Source organism: Xanthomonas sp. NCPPB 1638, assembly GCF_041475635.2.
Taxonomy (GTDB): Bacteria; Pseudomonadota; Gammaproteobacteria; order Xanthomonadales; family Xanthomonadaceae; genus Xanthomonas; species Xanthomonas cucurbitae.
This window is the reverse complement of sequence record NZ_CM192984.1, coordinates 1,840,234-1,862,216: the sequence shown is the minus strand read 5'-3', so window position 1 is coordinate 1,862,216 and position 21,983 is coordinate 1,840,234. Positions and strand designations below refer to the sequence as shown.

The following is a 21,983-nucleotide window of genomic DNA, read 5'->3' as shown; positions in this document are numbered from 1 at the left end:
GCCTCAGTGCCGCGTTTGCTTGGATGGGGTTGGGGGGTGGCCGCGCAATGGCGCCATGTCGTCACCGTGGTCGTGCCCGGCGACGGGCGGGTGGGCATCGGCAACGTCGTCCAGCAGGCGCAGCAAGGACATGGGAATCACCACCAGTGCCGCCAGCAGGGCAAGCCCGAGCTCGGTCCGTTGTTGCCAATACGGGCTGTTGGCAAGGGTTGCCCCGAAGCTGAGGACGGCCATCGCCACTGCCGTCTGCAGCGCATGCGTGCCGAAGCGTAATCCGTTGCCAATGGTTACCCACAGCACCACGACGTAAAGACACGCCAGCGGCGCACCGAACCAGGTCATCGCCAGGCTGAGCAGACCGTAGTCAGCCAGCATGCCAAGCGTGCGGCGCAGGTGCGAGCGCCCTGGTTTGACGACGATCCACACCACCAGCAGCACCGCCCCACTCTGCGCGATTGCGATCAAGCGCAACAGCAGATGCAGTGGACGGTCGGGCAGGTCCCAGTGCGAGCCGAATGCCAGGACGTACGCCAGGATCAATCCGATCATCACCACGCGCACCAGCGCCTGGCGATGCTCACTGTCGGCGCGCCGTACGAACCGGTCGCGCAACCGGGCGAATACAGCCCTCACGTCACACCCCGGGTCGCGCCGATGCGGTGGAGAATTCGCCGCAGATCTGGTCGAGCTGGGCGCGGCCGCGCAGCAATGCATCCACGCAGCGCGGGTCGAACAGGCGGCCGCGCTGCGCATACAGATAGGCCAGCGCCGCATCCATGGTCCATGCATCCTTGTATGGGCGCGGCGACAGCAGCGCGTCGAAGACGTCGGCTACCGCCACGATGCGCGCTTCCAGCGGAATCGCCTCGCCCACCAGGCCATCGGGATAGCCGGTGCCGTCGTAGCGTTCATGATGGCGCAGCGCGATCAGCGCGCCGATCTGGATGAAACGGTTCTGGCTGCCGCTGAGCAATTCGTAGCCGATGCGCGGGTGACGCTTCATCACGCTCATCTCGTCGTCGGTGAGCTTGCCCGGCTTGAGCAGCACCGCATCGGGAATGGCGATCTTGCCCATGTCGTGCAGCGGTGCAGCCATCTCGATGATGCGCACCTCTTCCTCGGACAGCCCGAGTTGCTCAGCGATCAGGCCGGCCACGTGCGACATGCGCTCCAGGAAGGCGCTGGTGCCGGAATCGCGGTATTCGATGGCACGCGCCAGCCGCGACAAGGTTTCGCGCTCGCGCTCCTCGACCTCGTTCATGCTGGCCAGAAGACGCTGCTCCAGCGATAGCGCGCGTTGCTTGACGCTCTCGCTCTGCTGGCGCAGCTGCAACAGATTGGCGCAGCGCGCGCGCAGTTCGCGCGGGCGGATCGGCTTGACCAGGAAATCGATCACCCCGGCTTCCAGTGCGGCCTGCCGGATCGGCTCGTCACCGACGATGGTGATGAGGATGATCGGGATGTCGCGGTGGATGGGCAGCCGGCGCAGGCGCCGCGCGAACTCCAGGCCGTCCATGCCCGGCATGCGGTAGTCGAGCAACAGCAGGTCCACCCGCCCGGCCTCGCACCAGGCCAGCGCGTCCAGCGGATCGCCGAAATCGAACACCTTCAATTCTGGCGCAATGTCTTCGATCACATGGCGCAGCATCGTCCTCGCGGACATCTGGTCATCGACAATGACGATGTTCAATCCCAGATCCGCCTTTTCCGTCCAGCTACCCCATGCATCCGTCGACACCATGCCGCCCGGACCCCCTGAAATATCCTGCATAGCCGTTGCTCCTCTATTCCGAGAACGGAAAAGCGATGATGCCGACCCCTGTGTCGACTCCCATGGACCGCAAGCGGCCCATGGCTCTGCCCTAGCATATGCAGTATCTGTGCCGCCGACACGCGGTTAGCACAAAAAAAGTCAGGCTTCCGGACGCATGTAGGGGAATAGCAGGACATCGCGGATCGACGTACTGCCCGTCAGCAGCATCACCAACCGGTCGATGCCGATGCCCAGGCCGCCGGTCGGCGCCATGCCGTACTCCAACGCACGGATGTAATCGGCATCGAAATGCATGGCTTCATCGTCGCCACCGTCCTTGGCCTGCACCTGCGCCTGGAAGCGCGCGGCCTGGTCTTCGGGGTCGTTGAGCTCGGAAAAGCCGTTGGCCAGTTCCTTGCCGTTGATGAACAGTTCGAAGCGATCGGTATAGCCAGGCTCGGTATCGCTGGAACGCGCCAGCGGCGACACCTCGACCGGATGGTCGGTGATGAAGGTGGGTTGCACCAGCGTGGGCTCGACGGTGGCCTCGAAGATTTCCAGCAGCAGCTTGCCCCAGCCGTAAGACGGCTTGACCCGGATCTTGAGCCTCTCGCAATGGCGCAGCAGCGCGGCGCGATCGGTGCAGTCGGCCACGCTGATCTCCGGGTTGTGATGACGAACGGCCTCATCCATGCGCCAGCGCCGGAAAGCCGGCGCCAGATCGATGGCGGCGCCGTCCCAGTTCACCTGCGTGGTACCCAGCACCGACTGCGCGGTGTCGCGGATCACCTGCTCTGTCAGGTCCATGATCTCGTGGTACGTGGCGTAGGCCTCGTACAGCTCGAGCATGGTGAACTCGGGGTTGTGCCGGGTCGACACGCCCTCGTTGCGGAAGTTGCGGTTGATCTCGTAGACGCGCTCCAACCCGCCGACCACCAGGCGCTTGAGATACAGCTCCGGGGCCACGCGCAGGTACAGATCCAGATCCAGCGCGTTGTGGTGGGTGGTGAACGGTTTGGCCGTGGCGCCGCCGGGGATGTAATGCATCATCGGCGTTTCCACTTCCAGGAAGCGGCGCGCGTCCAGCCAGGCGCGCATGGCGCGGATGATCCTGGAGCGTTTGATGAAGACCTCGCGCGCTTCCGGGGTGACGATCAGGTCCACGTAGCGCTGGCGGTAGCGCTGCTCCACGTCCGACAGCCCGTGCCACTTATCCGGCAGCGGGCGCAGCGATTTGGTCAGCAGCCGCAGCGTACTGGCCTTGACCGACAGCTCGCCGGTCTTGGTGCGGGTCAGCCCGCCCTCCACCGCCACGATGTCGCCCACGTCCCAGCCCTTGAACGCGGGATAGGCATCGCCGAGCACATTGCCCTGCAGGAACAGCTGCACGCGCCCGGACTCGTCCTGGATCTGCGCAAAGCTGGCCTTGCCCATCACCCGCTTGGCCATCAGGCGGCCGGCCATCTTGACGGTGCGTCCGCTGGCTTCCAGCGCTTCGGGGGTCCAGGTGTCGGCATCGGCGAATTCGGCCTGCAGGTCGCCGGCAAAGTGCTCGCGCACGAAGTCATTCGGATACGCGATGCCCTGGCCGCGCAATGCGCCCAGTTTCGCGCGACGCTCGGCGATGAGGCTGTTCTCGTCGGCGGGGATCGGTGGCGCGGGGGTCTGCTCGGTCATGGCGGGAATCGGTCTGCAATAAGTCGGGCGGTGCCCGGTGGGGAGTGAGCAACCGGCAGCGCCGGCACTCTACTTTGACGTTGACGGTGTGACGAACGCACGCAGCCCTCGGGTCACCCGGGGGCTGCAGGCGTTCTCGCCGCTGCGATGCAGGCACCGCAGTGGCGCGCCAGGATGCCGTGCGACGACGGCCGCCCGACGCGGCGGTCAGGCATCCAGGCGTTTGGAACCTGCGGCCAGACCGGCCTTCAGGCTGGCCTCGACGAATTCGTCCAGGTCGCCGTCGAGCACTTTCTGGGTATCGCTGCGTTCGATGCCGGTGCGCAGGTCCTTGATGCGGCTCTGGTCCAGCACATAGTTGCGGATCTGGCTGCCCCAGCCGATGTCGGACTTGGTCGCTTCCAGCGCATCGCGCTCGACATTGCGCTTCTGCACTTCCAGCTCGTACAGTTTGGCGGCCAGCATCTTCATCGCGTTGTCGCGGTTCTGGTGCTGGCTGCGGCCGGTCTGGCAGGCCACCACCGTATTGGTCGGGATATGCGTGATGCGCACCGCCGATTCGGTCTTGTTGACGTGCTGGCCACCGGCGCCGGAGGAGCGATACACGTCGGTACGCAGGTCGGCCGGGTTGATGTCGATCTCGATGTTGTCGTCCACTTCAGGCGACACGAACACCGAGGTGAAGCTGGTATGCCGGCGGTTGTCCGAGTCGAACGGCGACTTGCGCACCAGCCGGTGCACGCCGATCTCGGTCTTGAGCCAACCGTAGGCGTACTCGCCCTCGATGCGCACGGTGGCCGACTTGATGCCCGCCACTTCGCCACCGGAGACTTCCATCAGCTCGGTCTTCCAGCCGCGCGACTCGGCCCAGCGCAGATACATGCGCAACAGGATTTCGGCCCAGTCCTGCGCCTCGGTACCACCGGCGCCGGCCTGGATGTCGACGAATGCGTTGGCGCTGTCCATCTGTCCGGAGAACATGCGCTGGAATTCCAGCTTTTCCACGTGCGCCTGGTACTTGTCCAGATCGGCGATCACCGCTACCGCAGTCTCTTCGTCCTGCTCGCTATCGGCCAGCTCCAGCAGATCGCCGGCATCGGCCAGGCCAGCCAGCACGTCGGCGATCCCGACGACGGTCTTTTCCAGCAGGGAACGTTCACGCCCCAGGGCCTGGGCACGCTCGGCGTCGTTCCACACATCCGGGCTCTCCAGCTCCCGGCTGACTTCCTCTAGGCGCTCTTTCTTGGCGTCGTAGTCAAAGATACCCCCTGAGCGAGAGCACGCGATCATTGAGATCGGTGATGCGCTGGCGGATCGGATTGGTTTCGATCATGACGGATTTCCGGCAAACAAGCTGGCTAGTTTAGCAAGCGGGCCGCATGCGCGGAACGCAGCAGTGGCCGGCGCGCGCGCCGCGGCCCGGCAGCACCGCTCGACTAACCGGACGGATCACAGGACACGCCGCCGGCGTCTCGGCTCCGCACAACCCTGGGGAGGCCACTGCAGAAAACTGCACTGCCGCTCGCGGGCGTTTGCTTCAGACCGTCACCGCGTCCGGCCTGGGCGTGCCGGCCACCTGCCCGGCCCGCGCCCGCAGCCCGGCCAGATGGCTGCGACTGCAGGGCAGCACCGTGGCGTCGCGCAGGTGCACGCGCGCGTCGCCGGAATCGACCGGTTCGATCGCCTGCACCTGGCCCAGATTGACCAGGTAGCTGCGGTGGATCCGTACGAAGACGGCCGCATCCAGCCTGGCCTCGATCGCCGCCATGGTGCTGCGCAGGGGATAGTCATGACCGCGGACGCGCAGGTTGACGTAGTTGCCGGAGGCCTGGATCCATTCGATGTCGGCGGTGGCCACCAGGAAATCGCGGCCAAGCTTGCGCACCAGGAAGCGTTCCGGGCGATCCAGCGGCTCCACGGGTGGCCCCTCGTCCGGCGCGGCGAGCAGATGCGCCTCGCCCTGACGCCGCCGCGCATACCAGCCCAGCGCGTGCTGCACCGCCACCAGCAGCGCAAAGGTGCGCAGGTCCTTGGATAGCTCGTACACCCACTGCAACCAGCCGCCGAAATCGTAGTGCGCGCCGGCCAGCCCGTAGACCAGCTTGCGCACCAGCACCATGCCGCCGACGTGCGCCAGCCACCATCCCAGGGCCGCAGCCAGGTACAGCGGCACACGTCGCAGCCAGGCATCGGCATGCAGCGGCCAGCGTGTGCACAGCCACAACACCGCCGGCAGCAGCAACAGCGCGGCGGTGGCACTGCTCAGCTCCCAGCTCAGCAACTGCCACAGCACGATCGGCTGGCCGTCGCGGCGCGCGGCCAGGCAGGCGGTCCAGACGTTGCCCAGCGCACTCAGGTAAAACACCAGCGACCAGATCACGACGGCCCAGCGCGTGGCGGCACGGCCGGCCCCGTCCCAGGCGATTGGCGGGCGCGACCCGGTCAATTCCATTGCATACGTCCGCAGTTGGCAGGTGCCGATCATAGAGGCCCGCGCAGCAAGGCGAAACCGCCATCCCGGCCGTCCCCATTCGTCCCTGGGTGGACGCCACTGGTCACTGCGGGCGGTGGTTTCCACCCCTGGCCCCACCTGCGGCAAGGGCTGGTGGGCAGGATGCGTCCACCCCTCCAGCAACCGCCGACCATGACCGAGCGCCGCCACGATATCGATGCCTTGCGCGTCTTCGCCTTCGCCTTGCTGATCCTCTATCACGTGGGCATGGCCTACGTGGCCGGCTGGGGCTTCCATCTCAAGAGTGCCTACACCACCGACTGGCTGCAGCCGCCGATGATTGCGCTCAACCGCTGGCGGATGCCGTTGCTGTTCATGATCTCCGGCATCGCGATCGGCCTGGCGCGTACCGAGCGTGCGCCCTGGCAGTTCGCCTGGCGGCGCTGCGGGCGCTTGCTGCCGCCCCTGCTGTTCGGCATGTTCGTGGTGGTGTCGGTGCAGGCCTACTGCCAGGGCGTGAGCAACGGCAAGGTGGTCCCCGGCTTCGGCAGCTTCCTGCTGCGCTACTGGCAGGTCCGGCCGTGGCCGGCCGGCAGCTTCGATGGCTGGGAACATGGCATCACCTGGAACCACCTGTGGTACCTGGCCTACCTGCTGCCCTACACCTTCTTATTGATGGCGCTGGTTGCACTGGGCCGCGCCCTGCCGGTCACCCTGCCGCGCCTGCCCACCCGCATTGCGGTCCCCGCCCTGCTGCTGGCACCGATCATGTGGGAGGCCTTCTGTGTGCTGTGGGTGCTGCCACGTCATCCACCGAGCCATGCCCTGGTCGGCGACTGGTTCGTGCATGCCGAGTCGTTTCCGCTGTTCGTGCTCGGATATGTGCTGGCCCACAGCAGCCGGTTATGGACGTGGGTGGCGCAGTGGCGCTGGCCGACGCTGGTGGCTGCGCTGTTGGCCATCACCACCGAGCTGAGCATTCGTCATCTTGGCCATACCCTGGATACGGCCCAGCCCAGCGCGCTGCTGGCCAACGTGCGCTGGGATGGGATCGAACGGCTGGCGCGCGCGGCCTACACCTGGCTGGCCTTGCTGGCGCTGCTGGGGTGGGCGCGGCATCGTCTGAACCACCCGTTCGCCTGGCTGTCGTACTGCACCCAAGCGGTGTTCCCTTGGTACATCCTGCACCAGAGCCTCATCATCCTGGCGCTGTACTGGCTGGCGCCGCTACAGTTGGGCCCCTGGCTGGAACCGGTACTGGTGCTGCTTGCCGCCGTGGCGGGTTGCCTGCTGTTGCACGAAACCCTGATCCGCCGCCTGCGCTGGCTGCGGCCATTGTTCGGCATGCCGATGCGCGCGCCGGAGAACCGCACGCGCCAGACCACACCAGCGATGAAGGCGTAATGGCGCGCGGCACTGTCCCGCGTCGTCGTGCAAAAACCAACATGTGCATGCGTGGAACACCGGAATCGAGTGCCACCACTGCCTGCATCCAGTGCTGCTGCAGGCGACGCGCTCCCACACGATGCATGGTGTTTGCTGCGGGTCACCGACCTGGCTGCACGCATGACAGGCGGCATGGATGCCGCCATCGAGCCTCCATGGAACGATTTACGACGTGTCCCGCGAGCGGTGAGGGCATCGCAGCCTCGCGATTTTCGCGTTTGCTGCAGGGCCCTTGCCCGCTCACCATCGCGGGACACGCTGCAAGTACGTCCTTGTAAGCTCCGTGGCGGCATCCATGCCGCCAAGGGTCCCGCGACGGTGAGCGGGCAAGGACCGGTAGAGATGGTCGGCGTGCAGGGCTTTCAATAAAGCAAGCAGCGACGCGCGGTCCCCGCTCTTCAACAGCACCTAGCCAACTGTCTAGTGCGGTGCCCTCGCCGATTGCGGGACCGTGTGGCGGCATGGATGCCGCCACCGAGCCTCCAGGGACGGATTCACGGCGTGTCCCGCGAGCGGTGAGGACACCGCGCACGCGACGCTGCGAATTTGCTGCAGCGCCCTTGCCCGCCCACCATCGCGGGACACGCTGCAAGTACGTCCTTGTAAGCTCCGTGGCGGCATCCATGCCGCCAAGGGGCCCGCGACGGTGAGCGGGCAAGGACCAGTCGAGATGGTCGGTTTGTCAGGGCAAGCGATACTGATTGCGGTGCCTGGATGACGACGCGCGCAAAGCTCTCAGATCAACCCATGCCCGTTGCCGGCTCGCAATGCTCGACGATCAACTGCACTGCGGTGCCGCCGCGGTAGTCATCACTGACCAGCCGATAGGCCAGCCGCACCATGCGCGCCGGCTCGCTGCCGTGCCAGCCGTTGAAATGGATGGCGTTGAGCGGCTCGGCACGGCCGGCGCAACGCAGCGTCAGCTTGAGGTGACGCTCCTTGAGCACGCGGTATTGCAGCACCTCGAACTGCCCATCGAACAGCGGCTCGGGAAAGCCCTGCCCCCAGGGACCGGCCACACGCAACGCTTCGGCATGCAGGTGGTCGAGTTCGTGCGCGGCCAGTTCGCCATCGCTATGCAGTTCGGCATGCAGCAGCGAAGCGTCCACCATCGTCTGCACTTGCGCTCGAAACGCCTGCTCAAAGATCGGCAACGCCGCACGTTCCATGCTCAGCCCGGCCGCCATCGCATGGCCGCCGAACTTCTGGATCAAGCCGGGATGCCGGGCATCCACCGCTGCCAGCACATCGCGGATATGCAGGCCGGGGATCGAACGCGCCGAACCGCGCAGCTGATTGCTGCCTGGCTCGGCCGGGGCCAACGCGATCACCGGGCGATGCAGCCGGTCTTTCAGTTTGGAGGCGACCAGACCGATCACCCCGGGGTGCCAGTCCGGATCGAACAGGCAGGCGGCGATCGGCAAGGCGCCATCGGCATCCAGCACCACCTTGGTCACCGCCTGCTCGGCATCGTCGGTCATCAATTGCTGCACCGCGCGGCGTTCGGCGTTGATCTCTTCCAGGGTGCCTGCGATCTCGCGTGCGCGGTTCCAGTCCTCGCTGAGCAACAGTTCGATGCCCAGCGCCATGTCTTCGAGACGGCCGGCCGCATTCAAGCGTGGGCCAAGCGCGAACCCGATATCGCTGGCACTCAGTCGCGCCACGTCGCGGCCGCTGGCGTCGATCAAGGCACGCAGGCCGATGCAGCCGCGCCCCTCGCGCAGCCGACGCAGGCCGGCCGAGACCAGCGCCCGGTTATTGGTATCCAGCGGCACCAGATCGGCCACCGTGCCCACCGCCACCAGATCCAGCAATACCGATAGATCTGGCTCGTTGCGGTCGGCGAACGCGCCACGCGCACGCAGCACGCTGCGCAAGGCCAGCAGCACGTAAAAGATCACGCCCACGCCGGCCAAGGATTTGCTGGGGAAATCGTCCACGGCCAGGTTCGGGTCCACGATCGCATCGGCCGGCGGCAGTACCTCGCCCGGCAGATGATGGTCGGTGACCAGCACCGTCCAGCCGCGCGCCTTGGCCGCCGCCACACCGGCATGGCAGGCGATGCCGTGATCGACGGTGACCAAGACATCCGGCTGCAACACGGCCAGCTCATCCACCAGCGCTGGCGACAGGCCGTAGCCATGCACCATGCGATTGGGCACGGCGTGATGCACATCCAGCGCGCCCAGCATGCGCAGGCCGCGCACCCCCACTGCGCAAGCGGTAGCGCCGTCGCAATCGAAATCGCCCACCACCAGGATGCGGCGTTGCTGCGCGATCGCATCGGCCAGCAGGGTCGCTGCCACGGTGCTGTTGTGCAGCCGCTCCGGCGACAGCAACTGCCCCAGCCGCGGCTGCGCGCCTTGCACGTCGGTCACGCCGCGTGCGGCGTAGATGCGGCGCAGCAGCGGCAACATGGCATCGGGCCAGCTTCCGGCCTGCCCTGCCGGGCGCCGGACAATCCGTGGAGTGCCCGTCATTACGCCAGCTGCAACCGCGGTGAACGCCAGAACCGCCAGCGTTGTGCGCGTGCCAGCGACAGCGTTTCGCCGTCCTGGAAATCCAGCACCAGCCGATCCAGCTCGCCGCGGGTCATCGCCGCCAGCAGCGGTGCCACTGCGTCGTCGCCGAATTGCTGCAGCGAGCGCAGATGGCGCAGATCCACCAGCGCATCCACGCGCTGTTCGTCCTGCGCATCGGCACCGGCCGCCAGGGCCAGCGCACGCAGCAGCGATTCACGGCTGCGCACCTGGCGATGCGGCGATGTCACGACCTGCGGCAATACGCCACCGCCCCAGAACCACAGCGAGTTGATCGCCGGTTTGCCGCTGGCCACGCGACCTTCGTTCCAGGGATGCTGATGCAGCATCACCTGTGCTTCGGTCAGCAGCGCGCGCCAGCGCCGGCCAAGATCGCCGGCCGGCAAATGGTCGAACAGGTCATCGCCGATCGCCACATCCGGCGGTGCGAACTCGGGCAGCTTCGCATCCGGCGACAGCCGCAGATACCAGCGCGACGGCGTGGGCGCATCGAGCAGGAATCCGGCATCGCCGAACATCGGCTTGAGGATCGGCAGCAGCATCGCCAGATCCTCCGCGGTGGCACCGAGCGCCTCGCCATAGCCCATCAGCCGCGCGCCCTGCATGTCCGGCACCACGTAGGCCGGGTCGGCGCGCACCCAGGTGGCGCCGGCGGCATCGCCGGCATCCAGCTGCCGCGTCAACGCGGCCACCGGCCAGTACGACGGGGTCAGGGTGAAGTGGCGCTGCAATTGCGCCACCTCGCCCGCATTGGCGACGTGCTGGTCGGCACGCGCCAGTGAACGCGTCACCACCGCATTGTCCAGGGTCCCGGGCAGGCGGCGTTTTTCCGGCAGCAGCAGCGTGGCGGTGGTCATCGCGCAGTGATGCCGCTCAATCCAGGTACGCGACGCTGACCACTTCGTATTCGCGCTGGCCAGCGGGCGCGTCGATGGTCACCGCATCGCCTTCCAGTTTGCCGATCAGGGCGCGCGCCAGCGGCGAGGAAATCGCGATCAGGCCCATCTTGATGTCGGCTTCCAGGTCGCCGACGATCTGGTAGCGCTTTTCCTCGTCGGTCTCGACGTCGGCCAGCGTCACCGTGGCGCCAAACACGATCTTGCTGCCGGCGCCCAGCTTGGTGATGTCGATGATCTCGGCATGCGAGAGCTCGCCTTCCAGCTGCTTGATGCGGCCTTCGATGAAGCTCTGCTGCTCGCGCGCGGCGTGGTACTCGGCGTTTTCCTTCAGATCGCCGTGCGCGCGCGCTTCGGCGATCGCGGCGATCACCGCCGGACGCTTGACCGATTTCAGCTGATCCAGTTCCTCGCGCAAGCGCTGCGCGCCTTTGGATGTCATGGGTGCTCTCATGCTTGAAGCTCCTTGTGCAGTTCCTGCAGCGACCAGACAGGGCCGGTGCCGCGGAATTCCAGCGAATGCACCAGCGCCTTGGCGCCGGCGACAGTGGTCGAATAGGTCACGCGATGCTGCAACGCTTCACGCCGGATCGAGAACGAGTCGGAGATGGCGGCACGGCCCTCGGTGGTGTTGACGATATAGACGATCTCGCCGTTCTTGATCGAATCGACGATATGCGGGCGGCCTTCGGCCACCTTGTTGACGATCTCGCAGCTCAGCCCGTTCTGCTGCAACCAGGCACCGGTGCCGCGTGTGGCCACCAGGGTGAAGCCACGCTCCACCAGCGCCTGCGCCACCGGCAACACGCGCTGCTTGTCCGGATCGCGCACCGACACAAAGGCCTTGCCCACCGGCGGTGCCTTGATGCCACCGGCTTCCTGCGCACGCGCGAACGCGGCGCTGAAACTGCGTCCAACGCCCATCACCTCGCCGGTGGAGCGCATTTCCGGCCCCAGGATCGGGTCCACGCCCTGGAACTTGGCGAACGGGAAGATCGCCTCCTTCACCGAATAGTAGTCCGGCACGATTTCCTGGGTAGCGCCCTGCTCGGCCAGCGTCTTGCCGGCCATGCAGCGGGCGGCGATCTTGGCCAGCGGCATGCCGATGGCCTTGGACACGAACGGCACGGTGCGCGAGGCGCGCGGGTTCACTTCCAGCAGATACACGATGTCATCGCCGGCATCGTTGACCTGCACCGCGAACTGGGTGTTCATCAGGCCGACCACGTTCAAGCCTTCGGCCAGCATCACCACCTGGCGACGCAGTTCGGCCTGGGTCTCGGGCGAGAGCGAGTAAGGCGGCAGCGAGCAGGACGAATCGCCCGAATGCACGCCGGCCTCTTCGATGTGTTCCATCACCCCGCCGATCAGTACGTTGCCGTCCTTGTCGGCAATGATGTCCACGTCCACTTCCACCGCGTTGTCCAGGAAACGGTCCAGCAGCACCGGCGAGTCGTTGGAGACCTTCACCGCGTCGCGCACGTAGCGCGCCAGATCCGATTCGCCGTAGACGATCTCCATTGCGCGGCCGCCCAGCACATAGCTCGGGCGCACCACCAGCGGGTAGCCGATCTCGCGCGCCAGCACCAAGGCTTCTTCCGGGTTGCGCGCAATGCGGTTCGGCGGCTGCTTCAGGCCCAGCGTGTCGACCAGTTGCTGGAAACGCTCGCGGTCTTCGGCCAGGTCGATCGAGTCCGGGCTGGTGCCGATCACCGGCACGCCGTTGGCTTCCAGCGCACGCGCCAGCTTCAGCGGGGTCTGGCCGCCGTACTGCACGATCACGCCCTTGGGCTGTTCCAGCTCCACGATCTCCAGCACGTCTTCCAGCGTCAGCGGCTCGAAGTACAGGCGGTCGGAGGTGTCGTAGTCGGTGGAGACGGTTTCCGGATTGCAGTTGACCATGATGGTTTCGAAGCCATCGTCGCGCAGCGCCAGTGCCGCGTGCACGCAGCAATAGTCGAACTCGATGCCCTGGCCGATGCGGTTGGGACCGCCACCGAGAATCATGATCTTGTCGCGACCGGTGGGCAGCGCTTCGCACTCGTCCTCGTAGGTCGAATACAGGTAGGCGGTGCTGGTGGCGAATTCGGCCGCGCACGAGTCCACGCGCTTGTACACCGGGCGCACCTTGAGCGCGCGGCGCAGCGTACGCACCGATTCTTCGTTGCTGCCGATCAGCTGCGCCAGACGCGCATCGGAGAAACCGGCGCGCTTGAGCGTACGCAGGCGCGGCGCATCCAGCGCAGCCATGCCGTCGTCGGCCAGTTGCTGCTCGTGGCTGATGAGTTCTTCGATCTGGTCCAAGAACCAGGGGTCGATGAAGGACAGCGCATACACCTCGTCCACCGTCATGCCGGCGCGGAACGCGTCGGCCACGTAGAACAGACGCTCCGGGCCCGGTGCCTTGAGCTCGCGCTTGAGCGTGGCGATATCGTCTTCGCTACCCAGATCCAGGCCGGTCGGGTCCAGCCCGATCTTGCCGGTCTCCAGGCCGCGCAGCGCCTTTTGCAACGACTCCTGGAAGGTGCGGCCCATCGCCATCACCTCCCCCACCGACTTCATCTGGGTGGTCAGGCGCGCATCGGCCTGCGGGAACTTTTCGAACGCGAAGCGCGGAATCTTGGTCACCACGTAGTCGATCGACGGCTCGAACGAGGCCGGGGTCAGCCCACCGGTGATCTCGTTGAGCAATTCGTCCAGCGTATAGCCCACCGCCAGCTTGGCGGCGACCTTGGCGATCGGGAAGCCGGTGGCCTTGGAGGCCAGCGCCGAGGAACGCGACACGCGCGGATTCATCTCGATGACGACGACGCGACCGGTGGTCGGGCTGATGCCGAACTGCACGTTCGAGCCGCCGGTGTCCACGCCGATCTTGCGCAACACCGCGATCGAGGCATCGCGCAGGCGCTGGTATTCCTTGTCGGTGAGGGTCTGCGCAGGAGCGACGGTGATCGAGTCGCCAGTGTGCACGCCCATCGGGTCGAGGTTTTCGATGGCGCACACGATGATGCAGTTGTCCGCAGTATCGCGCACGACTTCCATCTCGAATTCCTTCCAGCCCAGCACCGATTCTTCCACCAGCACTTCGGTGGTCGGCGACAGCTCCAGGCCGCGGCCGACGATCTCGATCAGCTCTTCGCGGTTATACGCGATACCACCGCCGCTGCCGCCCAGGGTAAAGCTCGGCCGGATGATGGTCGGATAACCGACGCGGGTCTGGATATCCAGCGCTTCTTCCAGCGTGTGCGCCACTTCGGCCTTAGGGCAGTCCAGGCCGATCTCGCCCATCGCCACGCGGAACAGTTCGCGGTCTTCGGCCATGCGGATGGCTTCGCGCTTGGCACCGATCAGCTCGACGTTGTACTTCTCCAGCACGCCGTGGTCGGCCAGATCCAGCGCGCAGTTCAGCGCGGTCTGCCCGCCCATGGTCGGTAGCAGCGCATCAGGCTTTTCCTTGGCGATGATCTTTTCCACCGTCTGCCAGTTGATCGGCTCGATGTACACGGCGTCGGCCATGTTCGGGTCGGTCATGATGGTGGCCGGGTTGCTGTTGACCAGCACCACGCGGTAGCCCTCGTCGCGCAACGCCTTGCACGCCTGCGCGCCGGAATAATCGAACTCGCAGGCCTGGCCGATGACGATCGGGCCGGCGCCGATGATGAGGATGGTTTTAAGGTCGGTTCGCTTTGGCATTGTCTTATTCAGGCCTTCATGAGTTCTTGAATCTTCGCGATATCCACATCTTTACTGAGGATTTCGAGATCATTGATTTCTGCGCAGACGCAATGGAACACGTCGAACCTGCGCTTATCCAGCGTTACATTGGTCTGGCGAGCCTTCCGGAATACTTCCGCAGCACGCACGGCTTCTTGGCCCCGTACCTCGAACTCCTTCATGTCGTTGAGGATGGCGTTCACCGCACCGACATCCGCCTCGTCCAACCCTCGCAGTACTTCGTATCGAATCAGCGGGGAGATCGCGATCTTCACGTCAGGATCGGCGACCAGCGCCTCGAACGTCGACAGCGAGGCTGCGTGATCCGCGTTGCCCTCCTCCCCGTCCAGTGCGCCGATCAGCAGGTTGGCATCCAGCAGTACCAGACGACTCATGCCTGCCCTCCACCCTGGCGGTCGCGGCGCTGCTTGATGAGATCCAGCAATGCACGTTTGGTGGCGGACTGGTCTTCGCTGACCAGGGCATCGCGCTTGAGTGCATTGAGATCGACCCCGAAGGTCTCTTCAAGCACATCGGCAAATGCCTTCATGTTGGGCGAGTCGATCACGGACGATCTGACGACTCCGTCCGCCGCATCGCGTTCCAGCAGATAAGCCTCGCCTTGCTCAAGCTGGGTCAACACCAGCGGCGAGTGGGTGCTGATGAAGAACTGCGTATTCGGAAACAGCGTCTTCAGATGCCTGACGATGCTGACCTGCCAGCCAACGTGGAGATGACTTTCGATCTCGTCGATCAACACCACGCCCGGCAGGTTCTGCAGATCCTTGGAGTTGCTGAAGCCGGCATACCCCGAGATGATCGCTTGAAACAGTTTCACGACTGATGCAAATCCCGAACTGAGTTCCCCCAGCTCGATCATGCGGCCTTCCACACTCAGATAAACACGCTGCGACCCGTCGATCTGCAGGCGCTCGGCATCCACGCGCTGATCGATGCGATGCAACAGCTTTAACACCGACTCGATCTCATTACGCAGGTTGTCCTTTTCCACTTGAAAGGGGTTCACCGACTGCGCACGTTGTATGAACCAGACGCGGATGTCCGCATCCATGCCAGCAGAGCGCAAAGAACCTCTTTCGCACTCCTGCAACAACATGCCAAAGTGCTGAGATCTACGTTCCTCAAAGTTTCCTAGTGCCGCAATAGATGTGGGCAGACGTCCTATCGACGAGCGCCCACCCGCTCCGATGTAAACCAAGGGACGAGAGTGACGCACTGCATGTGGAGCAACAGCTCGTACATGTATCAGTTGCTGCGGGGGCAGATCCACTAGGTACTGCGCATCGTCGATAAGGACAGCGGATGCGGGAACGTTTTGTCCGGCATGGACCACCGAATTACTCTCGACCCGCAAAAACTCCTCATTGGTGAATAGCAACGCACCATAGATAGCCTCTAACGACTTGGTCTTGCCAACCCCGTTGACACCGAAAAGCACGCGCGCCCGGCTGGCTGCGTCGAACCGCAGCTCAACCTTGCCAACTCCCTTCAAACCTTCGATGTCGATGCGATCAAGCATTGGAATCTCCACTGGGCCGACGGGATGCCGTGCAGTCATCAGGGCGAGCACATGGCCCGGCAACCGGGTTCAAGCTTTCGCTTCAGCCATCAGCGCAGTGAACCGATCGAACAACGGCCCCACATCGCGCGGACCCGGCGAGGCTTCCGGGTGGCCCTGGAACGAGAACGCCGGTGCGTCGGTCAGCGCGATGCCCTGGTTGGTGCCGTCGAACAACGAACGATGGGTCACCCGCACATTGGCCGGCAGCGTGCTTTCGTCCACCGCAAAGCCATGGTTCTGCGAGGTAATCATCACCCGCCCGCTATCCAGATCCTGCACCGGATGGTTCGCGCCGTGGTGGCCGGTGGTCATCTTCAGCGTCTTGGCGCCGGCAGCCAGCGCCAGCAGCTGGTGGCCCAGACAGATGCCGAAGGTCGGCACCTTGCGTGCAATCAACTCCTTGATCGCGGCAATGGCGTAATCACACGGCTCCGGATCGCCCGGGCCGTTGGAGAGGAACACGCCGTCCGGGTTCATCGCCAGTACTTCGGCCACCGGCGTGCGCGCCGGCACCACGGTGACGTCGCAGCCACGTTCGGCCAGCATGCGCAGGATGTTGAGCTTGACGCCGTAGTCATACGCAACGACGTTGTATTTCAGCTCGGCCCGCACGAAGGTGTCTGCATCCAGATCCAGCTGGCCTTCCTGCCAGGTGTAGCTGGTTTCAGTCGAGACCACCTTGGCCAGGTCCATGCCCTTCAGGCCGGGGAAGCTGCGCGCGGCTTCCAGCGCCTTTTCGATGTCGATCTCGCCGGCCATCAGCGCACCGTTCTGTGCGCCCTTTTCGCGCAGCAGACGGGTCAGCTTGCGGGTATCGATGCCGGAAATGGCCACCACACCGCGTGCCTGCAGCCATTCCGGCAAGGCCACCTGGCTACGCCAGCTGCTGGGACGGCGCGGCACATCGCGCACGATCAGGCCAGAGGCCCAGATCTTGCTGGCCTCGTTATCCTGATCGGTGAAACCGGTATTGCCGATGTGCGGATAGGTCAGCGTGACCATCTGGCGGGCGTAGGAGGGATCGGTCAGGACTTCCTGGTAACCGGTCATGGCGGTGTTGAACACCACTTCGCCGACGGAAAGCCCGTTGGCGCCTACGGATTCGCCCTCGAACACGGTGCCGTCTTCGAGGACAAGGATTGCGGGTTGGGTCACGTGGGGTCTCGCTCTGGCTGCCTGGGACTCCGATGCGCTTCCGGCCAAATTCCGGTTGCAGCAAAGCGCGGACACGGTGCTGGGGACCGGTCCGACGCTGGTTCGGGCAAGCGGGAATTGTAAAGGCAAGTGCCCCGGCTTGCCAGCCTGACGAGCGAATCAGGCCGACTGCATGGCCGCGCATCCGCACCAACAGGCTGCGGCAGGCCGCACCCGTTCACGTGCGATTGCGCTGCGTTTACAACACTAGGTCGCGCACCCGGTAACTGCCGGCGGGCCGGCCGATCAGGCGCTTGGCCGCGTGCAGGGCGCCGCGCGCGAAGATGTCGCGGTTGGTGGCGCGATGCACCAGCTCCACCCGCTCGCCCAGCCCGGTGAACTGCACCATGTGCTCACCGACGATATCGCCGGCACGCAGGCTGGCAAAGCGCGGCTGCGCACCGCTGCCGGTGGCGGCCTCGCCCAGGGTCAATGCGGTCCCCGAAGGCGCGTCCTGCTTGTGCACGTGATGCGCTTCGACGATGTCGCAATCCCAGCCCGGCAAGGTGCCGGCGGCGCGCTCGACCAGCTCGGTGAGTACCGCCACGCCCAGGCTGAAGTTGGACGCCCACACCAGCGGGATCCTTTGCGCCGCTTCCAGCAATGCCGACCGCTGCGCCTCGTCCAGCCCGGTGGTGCCGGACACCAGCGGTTTGCCGCGCTGCGCGCACAGCGCCAGGATCGGTGCAAAGCCCTGCGGCAGGCTGAAGTCGATCGCCACATCGAAGGCCGGCGCGCCGCCCAGCTCGCTGGCGGCGAAGAACGGCACGCCGTCCACCACCCGCTGCGCTGGCGAGCGCCCCACCACCGCACCGACGACCTGCACGGCCTCGTCTTCAGCCGCCAGGCGCAGCAAGGCCTTGCCCATCCGCCCGGAGGCGCCGTGGATCAACACTTTTACAGAGGAACTTGTCATGCCCGCAGGCTAGCGAGGCTGCGGGAGTTGTACAAGGTGCCGGGAATCGGGAATGGGGAATGGTCAAAGCTTTAGGTATGCACCGATGGCACTGTGCGTATCGATGCGGGTGAAATCGCGCGTCACGCTGGCCGCCGGTGGACGCACGGTTGTCGATGCCGTCATTGGCCCTGCGCTGGCAACTCGGCCAGTGCCTCGCGCAGCACCTCGCCCAACACGTGGATGCCGGTATCGATCCTCTCGCCCGGCACCGTCACGAACGACAACCGCAAGGTATTGGCCTGCGGCAAGGTGGCGAAGAACGGCGCGCCGGGCACGAAGGCCACGTTGCGTGCGATCGCCCGTGCCAGCAGCACTGTGCCGTCCAGCCCCGGCGGCAGGCTGACCCACAGGAACATTCCGCCTTCGGGGCGATTCCATCGCACCTGTGCGGGGAAATGCCGGTCCAGCGCTTCCAGCATCAGGCTGCACTGGCGTGCATACAGCGCGCGAATTTGCGGGATGTGGGTATCGAGAAAATCGTCCTGCAGGGTCTGGTACACCACGCGCTGTGTGAACGACGGGGTATGCAGATCAGCCGCCTGCTTGGCCTGGATCAACTTGCCCAGCACCGCTTCCGGCGCCACCACGTACCCCAGCCGCAGGCCGGGCGCGAGCACCTTGGAAAACGAGCCCATGTAGATGACGCCGTCGGGATTCATCGACAACAGGCTGGGCAGCGGCTCTCCGCTGTAATACAGCTCGCCATACGGATCGTCTTCGACGATCGGTACGCCCGCCTGTGCCGCACGTTCCACCAGCGCCTGGCGTCGGGCCAGCGGCAGACGGCGGCCGGTGGGGTTCTGGAAATTGGGCAGGCAATACAGAAACCGTGCTTCCGCCAGCAGCGCCGGATCCAGCGCCTCCACCACCACTCCCTCCTCGTCGGAGGGCATGCCGACGAAGCTGGGCTGGAACAGCGAAAACGCCTGCAATGCGCCCAGGTAGCTCGGCGTTTCCACCAGCACCTTGCTGCCTTCGTCGATGAACACCTTGCCCAGCAGGTCCAGGCCCTGTTGCGAGCCAGTGGTGATCAGCACCTGGCTGGGCCGGATGCTGGCGCCATCGCGACTCAGCCGCGCAGCCACCCATTCGCGCAGCGGCGCATAGCCTTCGGTCGGGCCGTATTGCAAGGCGGCCTGCGGCGCATCGCGCAATACCTGGTCGCTGGCCGCGCGCATGCGCTCCACCGGAAACGTGGCCGGCGATGGAAGGCCACCGGCGAAGGAAATGACCTCCGGGCGCTCGGTCACCTTGAGGATTTCGCGAATCGCCGAACTGGTCAGCGCCTGCGCACGTCGGGAGATCTGGAAGGAAGTGGTCATGGCATAAGCATAACCAACCGCTGCGGCGGGCGGGCTGTGCACTGCGTGGCGCCGGGCCAGCGTGCGTCAGTGCCTGCGCGGTGGCGTCGGGCCGCAACTGTCGCAGCCGCCACAGGACGCGCCCGCCTGGGTGGCCGGTGGCGCCACGCGACGGCCCACTGCCTGCATCCAGGCTGGCCGCCCATCGCGCAGCAGCACCAGCGCAAGCGCCCCGCGCAGCCGTCGCAAGCTGCCGGGGAACTGCTTGTTCATCACCACCCACAGGCTGAGCAGCACCGCGACGGCGATGACCACGTACTGCAGGGCGAGCGAGAGTTCCATGTCAGCCAGCCCCGAGCACGACCGCCAGCTGGTAGGTCACCAGCGAAGCCAGGTAGGCCAGCGCGAACAGGTACACCGCGCTGATGGTCATCTGCTTCCACGAGTTGGTTTCGCGTTTGATCGTGGCCAGCGTGGAGATGCACATCGGCGCGTAGATGTACCAGACCAGCAGCGACAGCGCGGTGGCCAGCGACCAACCATCGCTGATGAGTGGCGACAGCGCCTGCGCCGCCGCATCGTCATCGGCGGCCGACAGCGCGTACACCGTGGCCAGCGAGGCTACCGCCACTTCGCGCGCAGCAAGGCCAGGAATCAGCGCGATGCAGATCTGCCAGTTGAAGCCCAGCGGTGCAAAGAACACCGCCATCGCATGGCCGATGCGGCCGGCGAAGCTGTAGTCGATCGCCGGCAAGGTGGCATTGGCGGGCGCCGCCGGGAACGAGAGCAGGAACCACAATAGAATGGTCAGCGCAAGGATGATGCCGCCCACGCGCTTGAGGAAGATCCACGCGCGCTCCCATAACCCCAGCGCCAGGTCGCGCAGCTGCGGCACGCGATAGGACGGCAGCTCCAGCATCAACGGGTGTTCGCTCTTGTCGCGGCGCCACTTCTTCATCATCCACGACACCAGCAGCGCACTGACGATGGCCGCAGCGTACAAGCCGAACAACACCAGCCCCTGCTGGTTGAAGATGCCCCATACCGTCTTTTGCGGAATGAAGGCGCCGATCAGCAGCGCATACACCGGCAGGCGCGCCGAACACGTCATCAATGGCGCGACCATGATGGTGGCGAGCCGGTCGCGTGGGTCCTGGATGCTGCGGGTGGACATGATGCCCGGCACCGCACACGCAAAACTCGACAGCAACGGAATGAACGAGCGCCCGGACAAGCCGGCCGCCGCCATCATGCGATCAAGCAGGAAGGCCGCACGCGGCAGGTAGCCAGACTCTTCCAGCGCCAGGATGAAGGCGAACAGGATCAGGATCTGCGGCAGGAAGATGATGACCCCACCCAGGCCGGCGATGATGCCGTCCTTGAGCAGGCTGTTGAGCGGGCCTTCGGGAAAGCTGGTCCCCACCCACTCACCCAGCGCAGCGGTGCCGGCATCGATCAGGTCCATCACCGGGGTGGCCCAGGCATACACCGCCTGGAAGATCAGGAACATCACCACCGCCAGCGTCACCAGCCCCCAGATGGGATGCAACAGCCAGCGGTCCAGCGCGTCGTCCACCCGCGCCGTGCGCGTGGGCATGGTCACCGCCGCGCTCAGGATCTGCCGCACCTGCGCGTGATAATTACCGTCCGCCGGTGGCGTCGCGGTTGGTGCGGCCAGGCTGGCCGCCTGCGAATCGAGCCGTTCCACCAGGGTCTTGGCGCCACCGCGCCGCACTGCCACGGTTTCCACCACCGGCACGCCCAGCGCCTGTTCCAGCGCCGGCAGGTCGATGACGATGCCGCGTCGCTGTGCGGCATCGACCATGTTCAACGCCACGAGCATCGGCCGGCCCAGTTCGCGCAGCTCCAGCGCAAAGCGCAGGTGCAGGCGCAGATTGGTGGCATCCATCACGCACACCAGCACGTCCGGTGCCGGTTCGCCGGGATAGAAGCCGCGGCACAGGTCGCGGGTGATCGCCTCGTCCAGGCTGGCCGGCTGCAGGCTGTAGGCACCGGGCAGGTCCAGCACCGCGAAGTCACGGCCGGAGGGCGCACGGAAGTGCCCTTCCTTGCGCTCGACGGTGACGCCGGTGTAATTGGCCACTTTCTGCCGACTGCCGGTCAGCTGATTGAACAGCGCGGTCTTGCCGCTGTTGGGATTACCCACCAGGGCCAGGCGCAAGGGCACGGCAGCGACGCTCATGCCGACACCTCTTGACGCACCTGCACGCGGGCGGCTTCACTGCGCCGCAGCGCAAAACGCGTATAGCCAACCTGCACCAGCAATGGCTCACGACCCACCGGCCCGGTGGCCAGCACGGTGACCTCTTCGCCCGCCACGAAGCCCAGCTCGCGCAGCCGCCGTGCAATGGTGTCGTTGGGAAGACGATCCTCTACCGAATCCACGATGGCCACGCGATGCAGGGGCATGTCGGACAACGTCACAAAGACGGCCTGGTGATTAGGAATG

At 65.5% G+C, this 21,983-nt stretch carries 18 protein-coding genes; 1 reads left to right on the top strand and 17 read right to left on the bottom strand.

The features are described 5' to 3' along the window. Window positions 1-3 precede the first annotated feature (3 nt). The 5 genes from ACCQ13_RS08060 to ACCQ13_RS08040 all read right to left on the bottom strand — a co-directional run bounded on the left by ACCQ13_RS08060 (window position 4) and on the right by ACCQ13_RS08040 (window position 5,915). Window positions 4-633, bottom strand: a complete 630-nt coding sequence (locus ACCQ13_RS08060) for an RpfH protein (RefSeq protein ID WP_104604125.1) — start codon at window positions 631-633, stop codon at window positions 4-6. 1 nt (window position 634) lies between these two features. Next, a complete protein-coding gene (gene rpfG / locus ACCQ13_RS08055; protein WP_159406966.1) occupies window positions 635-1,771 on the bottom strand; it encodes a cyclic di-GMP phosphodiesterase response regulator RpfG in 1,137 nt (378 codons plus the stop codon). A gap of 141 nt (window positions 1,772-1,912) precedes the next feature. Beyond that, the gene (lysS, locus tag ACCQ13_RS08050) at window positions 1,913-3,430 is read right to left on the bottom strand and encodes a lysine--tRNA ligase (protein WP_104604127.1); all 1,518 of its coding nucleotides are present in this window, start codon (window positions 3,428-3,430) and stop codon (window positions 1,913-1,915) included. Window positions 3,431-3,637: 207 nt separating this feature from the next. Next, window positions 3,638-4,763, bottom strand: a protein-coding gene (prfB, locus tag ACCQ13_RS08045) for a peptide chain release factor 2 (RefSeq protein ID WP_104604128.1) whose coding sequence is annotated in 2 segments (ribosomal slippage) — window positions 3,638-4,687 and window positions 4,689-4,763 — 1,125 coding nt in all. Because the reading frame shifts where the segments join, the coding sequence is not laid out codon by codon here. 204 nt (window positions 4,764-4,967) lie between these two features. Then, window positions 4,968-5,915: a LytTR family DNA-binding domain-containing protein gene (locus ACCQ13_RS08040; RefSeq protein WP_159406965.1), complete on the bottom strand. Its 948-nt coding sequence runs from the start codon at window positions 5,913-5,915 to the stop codon at window positions 4,968-4,970. A 159-nt stretch (window positions 5,916-6,074) separates the two neighbouring features. Between ACCQ13_RS08040 and ACCQ13_RS08035 the strand changes: the two genes are divergently transcribed. Then, window positions 6,075-7,286 (top strand): acyltransferase family protein, encoded by a 1,212-nt coding sequence (locus ACCQ13_RS08035; RefSeq protein WP_167527000.1) that lies wholly within the window; start codon window positions 6,075-6,077, stop codon window positions 7,284-7,286. A gap of 782 nt (window positions 7,287-8,068) precedes the next feature. On the opposite strand, the gene recJ is transcribed toward ACCQ13_RS08035, so the two are convergent. From recJ to ACCQ13_RS07975, 12 genes are all read right to left on the bottom strand, one after another. Beyond that, window positions 8,069-9,808 (bottom strand): single-stranded-DNA-specific exonuclease RecJ, encoded by a 1,740-nt coding sequence (gene recJ, locus ACCQ13_RS08030; RefSeq protein WP_104604131.1) that lies wholly within the window; start codon window positions 9,806-9,808, stop codon window positions 8,069-8,071. Further along, a complete protein-coding gene (locus ACCQ13_RS08025; RefSeq protein WP_159406962.1) occupies window positions 9,808-10,725 on the bottom strand; it encodes a phosphoglycerate mutase in 918 nt (305 codons plus the stop codon). Before ACCQ13_RS08025 ends, recJ begins: the two co-directional genes overlap by 1 nt. A gap of 16 nt (window positions 10,726-10,741) precedes the next feature. Next, a complete protein-coding gene (gene greA, locus ACCQ13_RS08020; protein WP_029219710.1) occupies window positions 10,742-11,206 on the bottom strand; it encodes a transcription elongation factor GreA in 465 nt (154 codons plus the stop codon). Between the two features lie 8 nt (window positions 11,207-11,214). Continuing rightward, entirely contained in the window at window positions 11,215-14,457 is a 3,243-nt protein-coding gene (gene carB / locus ACCQ13_RS08015; RefSeq protein ID WP_159406961.1) for a carbamoyl-phosphate synthase large subunit, read from the bottom strand. An 8-nt stretch (window positions 14,458-14,465) separates the two neighbouring features. Next, a complete protein-coding gene (locus tag ACCQ13_RS08010) occupies window positions 14,466-14,873 on the bottom strand; it encodes a PIN domain-containing protein (RefSeq protein ID WP_159406960.1) in 408 nt (135 codons plus the stop codon). Continuing rightward, complete coding sequence (locus tag ACCQ13_RS08005; RefSeq protein ID WP_223214423.1) at window positions 14,870-16,018, bottom strand: AAA family ATPase; 1,149 nt, start codon at window positions 16,016-16,018, stop codon at window positions 14,870-14,872. Before ACCQ13_RS08005 ends, ACCQ13_RS08010 begins: the two co-directional genes overlap by 4 nt. 69 nt (window positions 16,019-16,087) lie before the next feature. After that, window positions 16,088-17,215 (bottom strand): glutamine-hydrolyzing carbamoyl-phosphate synthase small subunit, encoded by a 1,128-nt coding sequence (gene carA / locus ACCQ13_RS08000; RefSeq protein ID WP_159406959.1) that lies wholly within the window; start codon window positions 17,213-17,215, stop codon window positions 16,088-16,090. A gap of 238 nt (window positions 17,216-17,453) precedes the next feature. Continuing rightward, window positions 17,454-18,170: a 4-hydroxy-tetrahydrodipicolinate reductase gene (dapB, locus tag ACCQ13_RS07995; RefSeq protein ID WP_104604137.1), complete on the bottom strand. Its 717-nt coding sequence runs from the start codon at window positions 18,168-18,170 to the stop codon at window positions 17,454-17,456. Window positions 18,171-18,331: 161 nt separating this feature from the next. Further along, the gene (locus ACCQ13_RS07990; RefSeq protein WP_159406958.1) at window positions 18,332-19,534 is read right to left on the bottom strand and encodes an aminotransferase-like domain-containing protein; all 1,203 of its coding nucleotides are present in this window, start codon (window positions 19,532-19,534) and stop codon (window positions 18,332-18,334) included. 66 nt (window positions 19,535-19,600) lie between these two features. After that, window positions 19,601-19,855 (bottom strand): DUF6587 family protein, encoded by a 255-nt coding sequence (locus ACCQ13_RS07985; protein WP_159406957.1) that lies wholly within the window; start codon window positions 19,853-19,855, stop codon window positions 19,601-19,603. 1 nt (window position 19,856) lies between these two features. Further along, the gene (gene feoB, locus ACCQ13_RS07980; protein WP_159406956.1) at window positions 19,857-21,716 is read right to left on the bottom strand and encodes a ferrous iron transporter B; all 1,860 of its coding nucleotides are present in this window, start codon (window positions 21,714-21,716) and stop codon (window positions 19,857-19,859) included. Next, entirely contained in the window at window positions 21,713-21,958 is a 246-nt protein-coding gene (locus tag ACCQ13_RS07975; RefSeq protein ID WP_104604140.1) for a FeoA family protein, read from the bottom strand. Before ACCQ13_RS07975 ends, feoB begins: the two co-directional genes overlap by 4 nt. Between the last annotated feature and the right edge of the window lie 25 nt (window positions 21,959-21,983).